Here is a 13,947-nt window from a genome sequence, read left to right as displayed (position 1 = left end):
CCATGGCCGTCCCCGAGACCTTCGAAGGGCAAGGCACCCCGCCCAAGCGTCCGCTAATCATGCGTTATGCGGCGCGCTCCGACGTCGGCCGCATCCGCTCCAAGAACGACGATTCTGCCTATGTTGGCCGGCACCTTGCCGTGGTTGCGGATGGAATGGGTGGACATGCCGGGGGCGATATCGCCTCAGCCTCCACCGTGCTGGACATGATTCATCTGGACCATGAGGACTACGACGGTGATGCCGGAACGGTTCTCGCCGACGAGATCCAGACCGCCAATTCGCTGCTGTCCGAACTGGTCCACATCAACCCCAAGCTCGCGGGGATGGGCACCACGGTCACGGCGCTCCTGCTTGCCGAGGGCAGGCTGCATTTCGCACACATCGGGGACTCCCGCGCCTACAGGCTGCGCAACGGAGTCTTCGAACAAGTCAGTATCGACCACACGTTCGTCCAGCGCCTTATCGATGAGGGCCGGCTCCGCCCGGAGGAAGCCGAGACCCATCCGCACAAGAATGTGTTGATGCGCGTCCTTGGCGACGTGGACGCGAGCCCCGAACTGGACCTTGCCACGCTGGACGTAACCCCCGGCGAACGCTGGTTGCTCTGCTCGGATGGCCTGAACTACGTTGCCGGACATGTGGTGGAGCGCGTAGTGCGCGAAACCAAGGACCTGCGCGAATGCGTCGAACTTCTGGTGGATCTGACCCTTGAGGCAGGCTCTCCGGACAACGTCACCGTGGTCATGCTGGAGATTGCTGAGGAAACGCTCGACGACGTGAATACGGCCGCCGTCGACGTCGTGACTCCCGGCCTGCTGGCCTCGCCCGACGGCGGTTCAGCGCCCGGCGCCAGGACGGCAACCGGGGAGATTCCGATTGTTGCGGAAGCCGCAACGGGGACCTTGCAGATCGCCACCGACGACACCGTCGATGAGGCCCGCGCGCATTCCCCGGCTTCGGTGAGCGCATCAGGGACTGCGGCTGCCACTTCAAGCGCTGTGCCCGAGGAGGACGGATCCAGGGATCCGGTGACCTCCACCGATCCCCATCTTGGCGAGCATCTTTCAGCCGAGGTTCTCCGTGAAGAGCTTGCCAGCCGCCCACACGAGCTAGTGGGCGCCGCCGCTACAGCAGCGGAAACAGGTTCCATCCCCACCGTTGCCGGCCGCACTGTAGCCCGCCGGGCGGCAACAATCCTGACGCACAAAGCCGAACAGGAAGGTGCGGAAGCCGAACTGCTGGAGACTGTGCCCAGTCGAAGGCGCTGGATCACCATCGGTGTTTCCGCGGTGCTCGGCATCCTCCTCGTAGCCGGACTCTGGCTGGGCTATGCCTGGACCCAGACGCGTTATTACGTTGGCGAATATAACCAGAAAGTCGCCATCTTTAACGGCATTTCGCAGCGACTCGGTCCCATCCAGCTCTCCACCCTGCAAGAAGTCACTCCCATCGAAATTGCTTCGCTTCCAGAATTCCAGAAGCTGAAGGTGCGGCAGACAATTCCGGCCGGCGACTTCGATGATGCGCAGCAAATCGTCAGGAACCTCACCATGCCACCGGCCTGCGTGGAGCCCACTGCCTCTCCGACAGCGAGCCCGGCGCCCGCTTCACCGGAACCAACCGCACCGGCGACAGCCGCGACAGGATCACCCGGCGCTGTTCCCACCGCCTCGCCCGTTCCCACCTGTGAGGCACCATGACCCCGATTGACGCCACGCCCAAGACACGGCGCAATGTCGAACTCGCGCTGCTGTTCCTGGCTCTCGCCGTCGGCATCGGAGCAAATGCCATGATCGGCATCGATGCCGAGAAAACCTTCGACGACGATTTCTGGTTCCAGTCCAGCCTCCTCACTGCGGGTGCCCTGGCTTTCCATGTGGTCCTGCGCCTGCGGGCCAAGTATGCCGACCCGGTGATACTCCCGATCGTCGTGGCCCTGAACGGCCTGGGTCTCGCGATGATCCACCGCTTGGATTCCCCCGACGGCGACACCGGCAACAACCAGCTGCGGTGGACCCTGATTGCCATCGCCGTGTCCATTGCCGTGATCTGGTTCCTCCGGGATCACCGGATCCTCCGCCGCTTCACCTACATCTCCCTGGCAGTCAGTGCCCTGCTGCTGATCCTTCCCCTGGTTCCGGGCATCTCCGCTGGTGAGATCCTTGGGGCAAGCGTCTGGATCCGGCTCGGCCCGATGACCTTCCAGCCCGGTGAGATCGCCAAGATCACCCTGGCAATATTCTTCGCCGGGTACTTGTCCTCCAACCGGGACCTCATCCTGCTCGCCGGACGCAAGATCGGCCCCATGCAATTCCCCCGGTTCAAGGACATGGGACCCATGGTCACTGCCTGGCTGGTAAGCATCGGTGTCCTGATCTTCCAGCGCGACCTTGGCTCCTCGCTCCTCTTCTTCGGGCTGTTCATCGTCATGATCTACGTGGCCACGAGCCGAATCAGCTGGGTGGTCATTGGCGTTGCGCTGATCCTGGGCGGCGGATTCCTGGCCTCGCGCTTCTTCTCCCATGTCGCGTTCCGGATCGACAGCTGGATCAACGCGTTCACCCCTGAGGTCTACGGCCGTTCGCCGGGCGGCAGCGGACAGATCGTGCAGGGTTTGTTCGGCATGGCCGACGGCGGCCTGATGGGCAAGGGGCTGGGCCAGGGCCGCCCCGACCTGGTCCCCTTTGCCAACAGCGACATGATCATCGCCTCGTTTGGTGAGGAACTTGGCCTCACCGGCCTCTTCGCGATTGTGCTGCTCTACCTGCTCCTCATCACACGCGGCTTCCGGGCCGCCCTGGGAACCCGGGACGCCTTCGGCAAGCTACTGGCCTGCGGCCTGTCCTTCGCCGTTGCCCTTCAGTGTTTCGTGGTCATCGGCGGCGTCACTCGGCTCATTCCGCTCACCGGCCTGACGACTCCCTTCCTGGCGGCTGGTGGTTCATCCCTGCTCGCGAACTGGATCATCGTGGGGCTGCTGCTCATGATCTCGCATACAGCCCGTGGCCCGGTGGACACAACGCCGCTCACGGAGAGGGCGGGCAACGTACCAACAAACGCACCAACAGAGGCGGTGAAGCAACAGTGAACCAGGCAATTCGAAGCTCATGGCTGGCGGCCGTTGCGATGTTCGCCCTCATCTTTGGCGCCATCAGCTACGTGCAGGTCATCGGCGCCGATGACCTCAACGCGAACCCGTGGAACCAGCGGGCCATCCTTCAGGACTATTGCAGCAACAGGGGCGCCATTGTGGTGGCGGGCACGCCCATCGCCGAGTCGGTGGCGGGATCGGAAGCATGCCCCTTCCAGCGGAAGTACAACCAGCCTGAACTGTATGCGGGCATCACGGGCTTCTTCTCCCGGACCCATGGTTCCACCGGACTCGAGTATGCCCTTCGCGAGGAACTTGCCGGAAATTCAGACCAGCTTTTCCTGGACCGCATCGGCCAGATGTTTACGGGCAACCAGCCCCAGGGCGCTTCAGTGGAGCTCACCCTTGATCCTCGGATCCAGAAGCTCGCCTATGACCTCATCCCCGACGGGCAACGAGGCTCCATTGTTGTGACCAATCCGAAGACCGGGGAAATCCTGGCCATGGTGTCCAAGCCGTCGTATGATCCCAACCTCATAGCCACCCACGATTCCGCTGCGGAAACGGCCAATTACGACGAACTGAACAAGATCCAGGGAATCAACCTGAACCAGTCCGTAAGTGGTCCCACAGGTGCCCTCCTGGCACCGGGATCAGTTTTCAAGCTGATCGACACCGCGGCGGCCCTCGCCTCCGGAAAGTACAACAAGGACAGCGAACTGCCGAACCCGGACAATCTGCCGCTTCCCGGCTCCACGGCAGTCCTGCCCAACTATGCCGGCGGCAACTGTTCAGTACGGAGCAACGCGGACTTCGCTTTCGCCCTGGAGCAATCCTGCAATACGCCGTTCGCCAGCATCGCGCTGGACCTCGGCCAGAAGGCCATAGCCGACCAGGCGGAAAAGTTTGGCTTCAACCAGGACTTCGGCGACCAGCTCAAGCTTCCGTACGCACAGAGCATTTTCCCCTCGGACCTGGACGCGCCCTCCCTGGCCCAGTCCGCCGTCGGGCAACGCGATGTCCGCGCCACTCCGCTGCAAATCGCCCTCATGACATCGGCCATCGCCAACGGGGGCGTCCAGATGAAGCCCAACCTCATCAAAACCCTGAGGGCGCCGGACTTGCGTGTCATTAGCGAGCCCCAGCCCGAGGTCCTGCGGAACTCCACCACACCGGAAATCGCCAGCCAGATCACTCAGTGGATGACCGGCGTCGTCTCCAAGGGCATCGGCAGAGGCGCTGCGGTACCGGGAGTGCAGGTTGCCGGCAAGACCGGGACCGCACAGCTTGGTGACAGTGGCCTGAACAATTCATGGTTTACCGGGTTCGCCCCGGCCAACGACCCGCAAGTGGCCGTCACGATCGTCATGCAAGGCGTCGACGTGAACACCGGCGCACAGCTAACCAGTCCGAACGCGAAGAAGATTTTTGAGGCGGTGTTGAATAAGTGAGGCCTACGTCAGGAATCACACTCGGCGGCAGGTTCCAGCTGACCAGTCGCATTGCGATTGGCGGCATGGGGGAGGTCTGGAGGGCAAAGGACCAGATCCTTGGCCGGACTGTTGCCATTAAAGTCCTCAAGGAGGAATACACCGGGGACCCCGGATTCCTCCAGCGCTTCCGCGCCGAGGCCCGCCACACCGCCCTGCTCAACCACGTGGGCATCGCCAACGTCTTCGACTACGGTGAGGAAGAGGGCTCGGCCTACCTTGTCATGGAACTCGTTCCGGGCCAGCCGCTGAGCAGCATCATCGAGCACGAGCAGGTCCTCTCGCCGGACCGCACGATGTCCATCATCTCGCAGACAGCCCGTGCCCTGGCCGTGGCACACGCCCAAGGGCTCGTGCACCGCGACGTCAAGCCCGGCAACCTGCTGATCACCCCGGACAATCGGGTCAAGGTCACTGACTTCGGCATTGCCCGCCTCGCGGACCAGGTGCCGCTGACCCAAACGGGCCAGGTCATGGGCACCGCGCAATACCTTGCGCCCGAGCAGGCCACGGGCCAGACCGCCACGGGATCCTCTGACATCTATTCGCTTGGTGTGATCGGCTACGAGTGCCTGACGGGCCACCGCCCGTTCTCGGGCGAATCACAGATCGCCATCGCCCTGGCCCAAGTGAACGATGCGCCCCCGCCGCTCCCGGAAACGCTGCCCACCCCGGTGCGGGCGCTCCTGATGTCAATGCTTGCCAAGGATCCGAAGAACCGCCCCGCGAACGCCATAAAGCTGGCGGAAGCGGCGGAGGCCATCCGCAACGGCGATATTTCTGCCGCCCATGCAGCCGTGCCCGGCATGCTGCTGTTCGAATCTGCTACTGGACCCATCACGGCACCGGTTGACGTTGCCACCGCACCCACCGGCGTCGTCAGCTCGCCGTACGGCAGGGAAACCGGGACGACGGCGACCTCCGCCCTCCCGGTGCTGGGCGCTGCGGCCGGGGCCGGCGCTGCTGCGGCTGCGGCCGGAGCGGGTGGTTCCGGAGAGGATGCTCCCGGTTCCGGCAACACTTTGTCCCGTGCGAACGCTCTGGCGGCCGAACGCGGCTGGGAGCCGAACGACGTCGACGACGACGTACCGTACCAGGACGACGCACGGTACCAGCAGGAACCGGAACAGGAGCGCAAGGGACGCAGCCCCTGGACCTGGCCCCTGGTGGCGCTGATCCTCCTGATTCTTTTCGCCCTTGCCGGCGTCTTGCTGTCCCAGAGCGGGTTGTTCTCGCCGCAGTCGGATCCCACCAGTTCCCCTGCGACTACCCGGCCCACCACCGCCAGTCCGACTACCACCGCGGCCAGCCCCACGCCCACGAGGACAGCCAGCCCGACACCAACCCCCACGGTGGATCCCACGATCAACCTGATTCCGGACGCCTACCTAGGCCAGCAGTACTCCAAGGTACGCAGCGACCTCATTGCCCTCGGGCTGCAGGTGGTCGGTGTGGAGGCCTTCCACACCGATCCGCCGGGAACCGTCATCGACATCAATCCTTCAGGCCCTGTCCAGAAGGGTGAAACCATCACGGTGGCGTATTCCAAGGGACCGGAAATGGTTTCCGTTCCGGCCATCGGCGTCGGGGCAACCGAGGCGCAGGTCCAGGCTGCCATCCAGGGCGCCGGACTGCGCTGGCAGAAGGGCGACGACGTCGCCGGTTCCGTGGGACAGACCCCTGGCACTTTCGTAAGCTCCGATCCGGATGCCGGTACCCGAGTCGAATCCGGATCCGTCGTCACGTACCACTTGGCCAAGTCGGTCGTCCCGTCGCCCGGCAATTCGCCGACGACGACGGCCCCATAGCGGCCATGACTAATCCGCCCGCCAACCCTGCGCAGAGAGAGGACGGCCTGAAGATGAACGACCAGCTCGTCCTCAACGGACGATACCAAGTCGGTGAACTGATCGGCCGCGGTGGCATGGCCGACGTGCACCGCGGGACGGACACGCTGCTGGGCCGCACCGTAGCGATTAAGCTGCTCCGCGCGGACCTGGCCCGGGACCCTCAGTTCCAGGCGCGCTTCAAGCGCGAGGCGCAGGCAGTGGCTGCCTTGAACCACCCGGCTATTGTGGCTGTCTACGACACCGGTGAATATGCCGTGACCGGCGGTCCCGGTGAGAATGTTCGTGTGCCGTACATTGTCATGGAGTACGTCTCGGGGCAGACGCTGAGGGACCTGATCAAAGCCAACGAGCTGGGCATTGAGCACGCGATCGACTTCACGCTGGGAGTCCTCGCCGCGCTGGAATACAGCCACAAGGCCGGAATCGTCCACCGGGACATCAAGCCGGGCAACGTGATGGTCACGGGCGACGCCGATGGCGTGAAAGTGATGGATTTCGGCATTGCCCGCGCCATGGCGGATTCCGCGGCCACCATGACCCAGACCCAGGCCGTGGTGGGGACAGCCCAGTACCTCTCGCCTGAACAGGCCCGGGGAGAGACCGTGGACGCCCGCAGCGACCTTTACTCGGCCGGGTGCATGCTCTACGAAATGCTGACCTCCAGGCCGCCCTTCGTCGGTGACAGCCCGGTCTCCGTCGCCTACCAGCACGTCCGGGAGGTGCCCGAGCCTGCAAGCAGCCTGAACCCGGAAGTATCCGAAGCCCTGGATAGCGTCCTGGCCAAGGCCCTGCAGAAGAACCGCGCCGACCGTTTCCAGGATGCCGCCGCTTTCCGGCGTGCACTGCGTGCCGCGCGTAACGGAGTGCCGGTTCCCGCACTGCCGGCCACGGAGGCGCCTACGGACCCGAATGACATCCCTCCCACGACGCAGATGGCTGACGCCGAGGACGCTACGGCCACCATGTCCTTCGCCGGCGCTGCGTTGCTGGACGAGCCTCAGTCAGCACTCGCCGGCCGGAATGGACGGGAAGGCACAGTCCTGGCCGACAGCTATGCGGAACAGGACGAAGAGGAACTGCCCCTGGGGCTGCCACCGGAACGGGAGCGCAGCCCTCGACAGAAGTCCCGGCGTCGTGCCTGGATTACCACCCTGGTTATTTTCACGCTTCTTGTCCTGGCTGGTGGCGGCTTCTGGGTCTACAGCACGGTAAACCAGAGGCCGGCACCTGTGCAGCAGATCCCCATCCCCTCGGTCACGGATCTCACCGAGTCGCAGGCCCTCCAGAAACTCTATGACTCGAACTTCAAGCCGGAAATCAAGCGCCTGCCGCACGACAAAATATCCAAGGGCATGGCCATCGGAACAATTCCCGGCGTGGGCACCATGATGGATCCGGCCTCGGCGATCACGTTAAATATTTCGGATGGTCCAAGTACCGTCACCATACCCGCTGACCTGCCGGGCCGGACGGAGGCGGCAGCGCGGGATGTCCTGCGGCAGAGCGGCCTGGTCGGTGCTCCCAGCACCACCTTTGCCAACAGCCCGACTATTCCTGCCGGGTCGGTTATCACCACCAACCCGGCTCCTGGCTCCAAGGTCCCGGTCGGCAGCTCCGTGGAAGTGATTGTTTCGAACGGCAAGGTTCCAGTGCCCCAGCTCGCGGGATTGCTGGTTCCCGACGCCGAGGCACTCCTGAAGGCCAGTGGTCTGGGCATGACTGTGGTCGAGGCCGTGAACACGCAAGTGGAGCCAGGGAAGGTCACAGGCCAGAGCGACGCCGTCAACTCCCTGGTGGAGCAGGGCAAGGTCATCACGGTCACCGTGGCCAAAGCCCCGCCGCCATCACCAACTCCGACCCCCACGCCCACCACAACCAAGCCGAAGGCCGATGGCGTGGTGGAGGACCTGTTCGGCTAGTGCTGAATGAGGGGGCTCAGCCGTGAGGCCCTTTCGGCAGCCCCCTCCATGCCCAGTGATTCGAGCCAATTGCCCAGCATTTGGTAACCGCCCTCAGTGAGCACGGATTCCGGATGGAACTGGACACCGCACAGGGGAGCTGACTTGTGCTGCAGACCCATCACCACTCCGTTGGCCGTCTCGGCGGTGATTTCCAGGACGTCCGGGATGGTGTCCCGGACGGCTGCCAGGGAGTGGTAGCGTGTGGCGGTCACGGGGGAGGGGAGGCCCTTGAAGACGCTGGTTCCCTGATGCTCCACGAGCGATGTCTTGCCGTGCATCAGCTCCGGCGCGTGTGTCACCTTCCCGCCGTAGGCTTCGGCGAGGGCCTGATGCCCGAGGCAGACGCCGAACATCGGCTTGTTGCTGCTGCCGCACCACTTGATCAACTCGATGCAGACACCGGCTTCCGCCGGTGAACCGGGTCCGGGAGAGATCAGGACGCCGTCCCGTGCTTCCGCCAGCTCAATCGCTTCCGCCAGCGTGACGTCGTCATTCCGGACCACCGTGGTGTCCGCGCCGAGCTCCTGCAGGTAGCCGACCAGGGTGTAAACGAAGCTGTCGTAGTTGTCCACGACGAGGATTTTTGTGCTCATTACTGCCTTGCTGAATCAATCGTTGAATCGTTGAGGGTGGTGAATTGCGAGAACCAAGGGAACACGAACTGGACCAGAAGCACCAGGACGCCTGCCACAAGGACAACGGACGTCAGGATCCGCAGCCAGAGCGGTCCGGGCAGGTGGCGGAATATCCATGCGTACACGGCTAGCCCTTTCCAAGCGCCTGGGCGACCTGCTTCGCAATTTCCGACGGCGGCCCTGCCGAGAGCGGCTGCCATCGCTCAAGCAGCGAGTAGGCGATGATTCGTTCCTGCGCCCCGAAGCGGGGGTTGCAGCTGGTCATAGTCAGGTAGCTTTCGCTGGGAGCCGCGCCGGGCTGGGTCGGAACGGGGAGCAAGACATCGGTCCGGGACGGCAAGACGATCTGGTTGTTGCGGAACACGTAGGTGTAGTACCCATCCTTGGTTTGGATGTAAATCCGGTCTCCGGGCACCAGCAGATGAATGTTATCCAGCACCGCACCGTGCGTCTGCCGGTGTCCGGCGACAGCGAAGTTTCCGGCCGCGCCCGGCATGGCAGTTTGGGTATAGTGTCCAAGCCCGAGCGAATCGATGATGTCAGGAGTGGTGCCCTGGATGAGTGGCCTGGTGTAGTCAGGACCGAACCTGGGGATGTAGATGATGCCGATGGTCCCGCCGTGACCTGGAGCCGAAGCGACTGGAGCGGGCCCATAGTCCTGGGGCTCGGCGGCGACAGGCGGAGCTGGAGAAGGCTCTAAGGGAGCGACAAAGTCGTCGGCGAACTCCTTGATCACCTGGTTCTGCCTGGCATCGGCTTCAACATTGGTCCACCAGAGCTGCCAGGCTACGAATAGCAACAGGATGACTCCGGCCGTGATGAGCAGTTCGCCAAGGACCTGGATGACCTTGTGGAAAACCTGGGCTGCCCCGCTACCGTTCCGGGATGATTCCCCGTTGGGCGACCTGGTTTCGTCAGTGGCCGTTTGCGGAGCATGATCCCCAGGGTCTTTGGGGGTGGCAGCGGAGACGTGCTGCTGTGCCACTGGCTCTCCTCCCACGGGCGCTGACGGCATCAGCACGTCCCGGATTACAGCTAGACTTGACTGCTAGTAGGAATCCGGAAATACCGAGAACGCGTCAACCGCTGGCATTTTCCTCGTTTCAGGATACCAAGCGGAGGCGCAAGCCCTTCATTCGTCCGGCCAAGGAGGATCCGTGCCCGAGTCCAAGCCACGCAAGAGGCCCGCCCAACAGTCGCAGGCATTTGCCGCGGCCGGTGCTAACAAGCCCAATCCGGTGTGGTTCAAGCCAGTCATGTTCGGACTCATGATTATCGGCCTGCTGTGGATCATCGTGTTCTACATCAGCGAAGGCCGGCTGCCCGTGCCGGCGTGGGAGTCCTGGAACATCGTGGCTGGATTCGGCATTGCGATCGTCGGCTTCCTGATGACCACCCGCTGGCGTTCCTGAAGCATTCTTGCCACCTCACATTCCGCTCCCCGGCGTCGTCTACCAGTCATGGATACCCGCACCATGGAGACACGGCACGCAGTGCTCCCTTCGCCTTTAGGCCAGCTGACGCTCGTTGCGCACGGTGGGCTACTGACAGGCATCTATTTCGAAGGGCACTGGCATATGCCGTCGAAGGAAAGTTTCGGCGGTCAGGCTGAATTGTCCGATCCCGTCTTCAGCGAGACGGCTGCCCAGCTCGGCGAATACTTCAGCGGAGAGCGGACTCACTTCGATCTTCCACACGCCCCTGGAGGCAATGACTTCCAGCAAGGCATCTGGGCGCGGCTCGGGAACATTCCATACGGGGAAACCATCACTTATGGTGAGTTGGCCGCAGAGCTTGGAGCTCCCGGCCTCGCCCAGGCGGTGGGCAGCGCCGTCGGACGCAACCCCCTCAGCATTGTCGTTCCCTGTCACCGCGTCTTAGGAAAGGGCGGCCGACTGACCGGCTACGCAGGTGGACTCCCCAATAAGCAGTTCCTACTCGACCTCGAGGAGCCAGTTGCCGTAAAGGAAAGCAAGCTCTTTTGACGGCACACCTCACGGATGCGCCCTAGCGGACGTCTACTCAGCGATGGAAACCAAGCAGCCCTTCGAGCACGTAGTCCGCGAACACGGTCCCGTGGTCCTGCGTGTATGCCGGGCTGTCCTGGGTGTGGACGAGGCCGAAGATGCCTGGTCCGAGACCTTCATTGCCGCCCTGAAGGCCTATCCGGAGCTACCTCCAGGTGCCAATATCGAAGCCTGGCTGGTGACCATCGCGCATAGAAAATCCCTTGACCTCATTCGCGCCCGGAACCGCAGGCCTTCCGTCGTCGAAGAACTCCCGGCAAGGGCCTCGGTGCTGGGCATCCCCGGTGACGGTCAGTCGGACGTCCTCGACGCCGTCGGGCAGCTTCCACCCAAGCAGCGCCAGGTGATTGCCTACCACTACCTTGCTGGACTCCCGTATAAGGACATCGCCCTGCTGCTGGGCGGGACGGCCGATGCAGCGCGTCGTGCAGGCGCGGACGGCATCCGGAACCTCCGTGCCGTTCTGGCCGTCGTCCCTGAAGCAGTTGTGAAAGGAGAAACCCCATGAGCGTCGAACATCATGAGCCGGAGGTTTCCCGTCTTCTCGCGCCGCTGGAAGCCGCAGACCCGCTGACTCTCGAGCGCCTCCACAACAGTCTCGCTGTATGCGCCGAACAGTCCCATGCCCTGGACATCGCGTACCGCACCATCGACTCGCCGCTGGGCACCCTGTTGCTGGCCGCTTCCCAGAGGGGCGTGCTCCGCGTCGCCTTCAGCCGTGAAGGCCACGACGCCGTCCTGCAGCATCTTGCGGACCACATCAGTCCGCGCATCCTGCTGGCACCCGCCAGGCTCGACACCGCAGCCCGGGAGCTGGACGAGTACTTCAATCAGCGCAGGAAGGCCTTTGACGTGCCCCTGGACTTCAGCCTGTCGAAGGGCTTCCGGCTGAATGTGCTGGAGCACCTCCCGGCCATCCCCTACGGTCGTACCGAAAGCTACACGAAAGTGGCCGAGGCGGCCGGAAATCCACGCGCCGTCCGGGCCGTTGGGACAGCGTGCGCTACCAATCCCTTGCCGCTCCTCCTCCCATGCCACCGCGTCGTCAGGTCTGACGGCACCTACGGCGGCTACCTGGGCGGCACCGAGGCGAAGCGGTTCCTGTTGTCGCTCGAGGGGGCTGCATGACCGAACCCCTGTTCCCGCTTGAGGTTCCCGACGCCGGACCCCGGATCGTCGCTCCGGGCGCCGTTCACGTGCCGGGCTGGCTTGATGCCACCCAGCAGCAGTGGATTGTGCGCAGGTTCCAGGACTGGACGGTCGGACCCGTGCCGCTGCGGGCAGCAACGCTCCCCGGCGGGCACCAGATGACAGTGCGTACAGTCTGCCTCGGCTGGCACTGGCAGCCCTACCGCTACACACGCGAAGCCCTGGACGTCAATGGCAATCGCGTCCTGGACTTCCCCGACTGGATGGTTCGCCTCGGCCGACTGGCAGTCCAGGACGCGATCGCCATCGCTGGATCACCGGAGATGTTTGGCGAGGCCTTTGATCCTGAGGCCTACACTCCTGATGCTGCCCTGGTGAACTTCTATGACGGCGCCGCCAAGATGGGAATGCACCAGGACAAGGACGAAAAGTCCCAAGCACCAGTTGTCTCCCTCAGCATCGGCGACAGCTGCGTGTTCCGTTTCGGAAATACGCAGACGCGCACCAAGCCATATACGGACATCGAGCTGCGATCGGGGGACCTATTCGTCTTCGGCGGTGCATCCCGCTTCGCTTACCATGGCATTCCCAAGATCCATCCGGGAACCGCACCAGCAGGCTGCGGGCTTCCCGTCGGAAGAATCAACATCACGATGCGCGTCACCGGCCTGTCGGAGCAATGAGGCCTGTCGGAGCAATGAGGCGTCCATGCTTCCCGAGTGAGGAGATTAACAGATGACTGCGGAAGTCAATGGCCCGGTTGTTGGCGAGGACGGCCTGGCCAGACCCGCATGGGCTTCTTCTGATCCCCTGCTCCGCGACTACTACGACACGGAGTGGGGGATGCCTGTTCGGGACGAACAGGGACTATACGAACGCATCAGCCTCGAGGCGTTCCAGGCGGGCCTCTCGTGGGCCACGATTCTTCGGAAGCGGCCCGCCTTCCGTGCAGCCTTCCATGATTTCCATCCTGAAGCAGTCGCCGCATTCACCCAAGCCGACGTGGAGCGACTAATGAACGATCCAGGAATCGTTCGCAACAGACTTAAGATCCAGGCAGCCATCACCAATGCGAAGGCCACTATCGCATTGCGAGAAGAGGGTGGCTTGGTCCGGTTCGTCTGGTCCTTTCAACCAGCCGCAACGCCCCAGCCAGCCACCTTCGCAGAGGTGCCTTCCCGCTCGCCGGAGTCGGAAGCCCTGTCCAAGGCCCTCAGGAAGAAGGGATTCGTTTTTGTCGGGCCCACCACCATGTACGCGTTGATGGAAGCCATCGGCATGATCGACACCCACCTCGTGGACAGTCATAGGAGGGGCAGCTCCGGCGTCTGGGCCTAGGGTCTGGGCCTAGCGGGACGTCTGGGCTCAGCGAGCCAAATGTTGCCTGCGCTTTACGAACGAGGCACCACGCTTTCCACAGAAGTGCGTAACTTTATCCACAACTGTGGAGAAAGCCGGGGAACTTCCCGGAGACAGGCGCCATTCAGGCACCATTGCCTAGGGACAACCCACAGAACTACAGGATTGTCAGTTATACCCAGTGTGAATAACACTGTGGATATTCGCGACGATTTCTCCGGAAGTTCATTGTGGAGGGGCGCCAACTTCATTTTGGCCCGCATCGAAGATTCACGATCGGCCATCCGAAGTTACCCACTTAACAACAGGCAGCTCTCCACAAGTTATCCACGGGTGGAGTCATATGGTCGTAGCAACGCTCTGAATTGATGGAGTGTTCTAT

The 13,947-nt window shown here is 63.2% G+C and carries 14 protein-coding genes; 11 read left to right on the top strand and 3 right to left on the bottom strand.

What is annotated here, in order from left to right; genetic code table 11:
- Window positions 1-2: 2 nt before the first annotated feature.
- Genes J7E82_RS15545 through pknB form a run of 5 tightly spaced genes read left to right on the top strand, consistent with a single transcriptional unit; the run spans window position 3 to window position 8,353 of the window.
- Window positions 3-1,703: a PP2C family serine/threonine-protein phosphatase gene (locus J7E82_RS15545; protein WP_214864207.1), complete on the top strand. Its 1,701-nt coding sequence runs from the start codon at window positions 3-5 to the stop codon at window positions 1,701-1,703.
- Window positions 1,700-3,091: an FtsW/RodA/SpoVE family cell cycle protein gene (locus tag J7E82_RS15540; RefSeq protein WP_214864205.1), complete on the top strand. Its 1,392-nt coding sequence runs from the start codon at window positions 1,700-1,702 to the stop codon at window positions 3,089-3,091. The genes J7E82_RS15545 and J7E82_RS15540 overlap by 4 nt, the downstream gene beginning before the upstream one ends.
- Window positions 3,088-4,545, top strand: coding sequence for a penicillin-binding protein 2 (locus tag J7E82_RS15535; RefSeq protein WP_214864202.1), 1,458 nt, complete (start codon window positions 3,088-3,090; stop codon window positions 4,543-4,545). Before J7E82_RS15540 ends, J7E82_RS15535 begins: the two co-directional genes overlap by 4 nt.
- Window positions 4,542-6,392 carry a protein kinase gene (locus tag J7E82_RS15530; RefSeq protein ID WP_214864200.1) on the top strand — a complete coding sequence of 617 codons (1,851 nt, stop codon included), beginning with the start codon at window positions 4,542-4,544 and terminating at the stop codon, window positions 6,390-6,392. The genes J7E82_RS15535 and J7E82_RS15530 overlap by 4 nt, the downstream gene beginning before the upstream one ends.
- 5 nt (window positions 6,393-6,397) lie before the next feature.
- Window positions 6,398-8,353, top strand: coding sequence for a Stk1 family PASTA domain-containing Ser/Thr kinase (gene pknB / locus J7E82_RS15525; RefSeq protein WP_251041968.1), 1,956 nt, complete (start codon window positions 6,398-6,400; stop codon window positions 8,351-8,353).
- Here pknB and J7E82_RS15520 read toward each other — a convergent pair.
- From J7E82_RS15520 to J7E82_RS15510, 3 genes are read right to left on the bottom strand one after another with little or no spacing between them, the layout of a single operon-like run.
- On the bottom strand, window positions 8,350-8,988 hold the full coding sequence (locus J7E82_RS15520) for an aminodeoxychorismate/anthranilate synthase component II (RefSeq protein WP_214864198.1): 639 nt from the start codon (window positions 8,986-8,988) through the stop codon (window positions 8,350-8,352). The two genes, pknB and J7E82_RS15520, sit on opposite strands and share 4 nt — an antisense overlap.
- Window positions 8,988-9,155 (bottom strand): hypothetical protein, encoded by a 168-nt coding sequence (locus J7E82_RS15515; protein WP_214864196.1) that lies wholly within the window; start codon window positions 9,153-9,155, stop codon window positions 8,988-8,990. Before J7E82_RS15515 ends, J7E82_RS15520 begins: the two co-directional genes overlap by 1 nt.
- A gap of 2 nt (window positions 9,156-9,157) precedes the next feature.
- The gene (locus J7E82_RS15510; protein ID WP_308113875.1) at window positions 9,158-10,015 is read right to left on the bottom strand and encodes a class E sortase; all 858 of its coding nucleotides are present in this window, start codon (window positions 10,013-10,015) and stop codon (window positions 9,158-9,160) included.
- A gap of 172 nt (window positions 10,016-10,187) precedes the next feature.
- Here J7E82_RS15510 and J7E82_RS15505 point away from each other — a divergent pair, with 172 nt between their 5' ends.
- The 6 genes from J7E82_RS15505 to J7E82_RS15480 all read left to right on the top strand — a co-directional run bounded on the left by J7E82_RS15505 (window position 10,188) and on the right by J7E82_RS15480 (window position 13,544).
- Entirely contained in the window at window positions 10,188-10,442 is a 255-nt protein-coding gene (locus J7E82_RS15505) for a cell division protein CrgA (RefSeq protein ID WP_214864193.1), read from the top strand.
- A gap of 63 nt (window positions 10,443-10,505) precedes the next feature.
- Window positions 10,506-11,015, top strand: a complete 510-nt coding sequence (locus tag J7E82_RS15500; protein WP_214864311.1) for a methylated-DNA--[protein]-cysteine S-methyltransferase — start codon at window positions 10,506-10,508, stop codon at window positions 11,013-11,015.
- Window positions 11,016-11,058: 43 nt separating this feature from the next.
- A complete protein-coding gene (locus J7E82_RS15495) occupies window positions 11,059-11,565 on the top strand; it encodes an RNA polymerase sigma factor (RefSeq protein ID WP_214864190.1) in 507 nt (168 codons plus the stop codon).
- Window positions 11,562-12,185, top strand: a complete 624-nt coding sequence (locus J7E82_RS15490) for a methylated-DNA--[protein]-cysteine S-methyltransferase (RefSeq protein WP_214864188.1) — start codon at window positions 11,562-11,564, stop codon at window positions 12,183-12,185. The genes J7E82_RS15495 and J7E82_RS15490 overlap by 4 nt, the downstream gene beginning before the upstream one ends.
- Window positions 12,182-12,889 (top strand): alpha-ketoglutarate-dependent dioxygenase AlkB, encoded by a 708-nt coding sequence (locus J7E82_RS15485; RefSeq protein ID WP_214864186.1) that lies wholly within the window; start codon window positions 12,182-12,184, stop codon window positions 12,887-12,889. Before J7E82_RS15490 ends, J7E82_RS15485 begins: the two co-directional genes overlap by 4 nt.
- 52 nt (window positions 12,890-12,941) lie before the next feature.
- Window positions 12,942-13,544: a DNA-3-methyladenine glycosylase I gene (locus J7E82_RS15480; RefSeq protein WP_214864184.1), complete on the top strand. Its 603-nt coding sequence runs from the start codon at window positions 12,942-12,944 to the stop codon at window positions 13,542-13,544.
- Window positions 13,545-13,947 lie beyond the last annotated feature (403 nt).

This window comes from Arthrobacter sp. ISL-30, assembly GCF_018613855.1.
Taxonomy (GTDB): Bacteria; Actinomycetota; Actinomycetes; order Actinomycetales; family Micrococcaceae; genus Arthrobacter.
The sequence above is the reverse complement of the archived record's forward strand: the minus strand, read 5'-3'. Positions and strand labels throughout refer to the sequence as shown.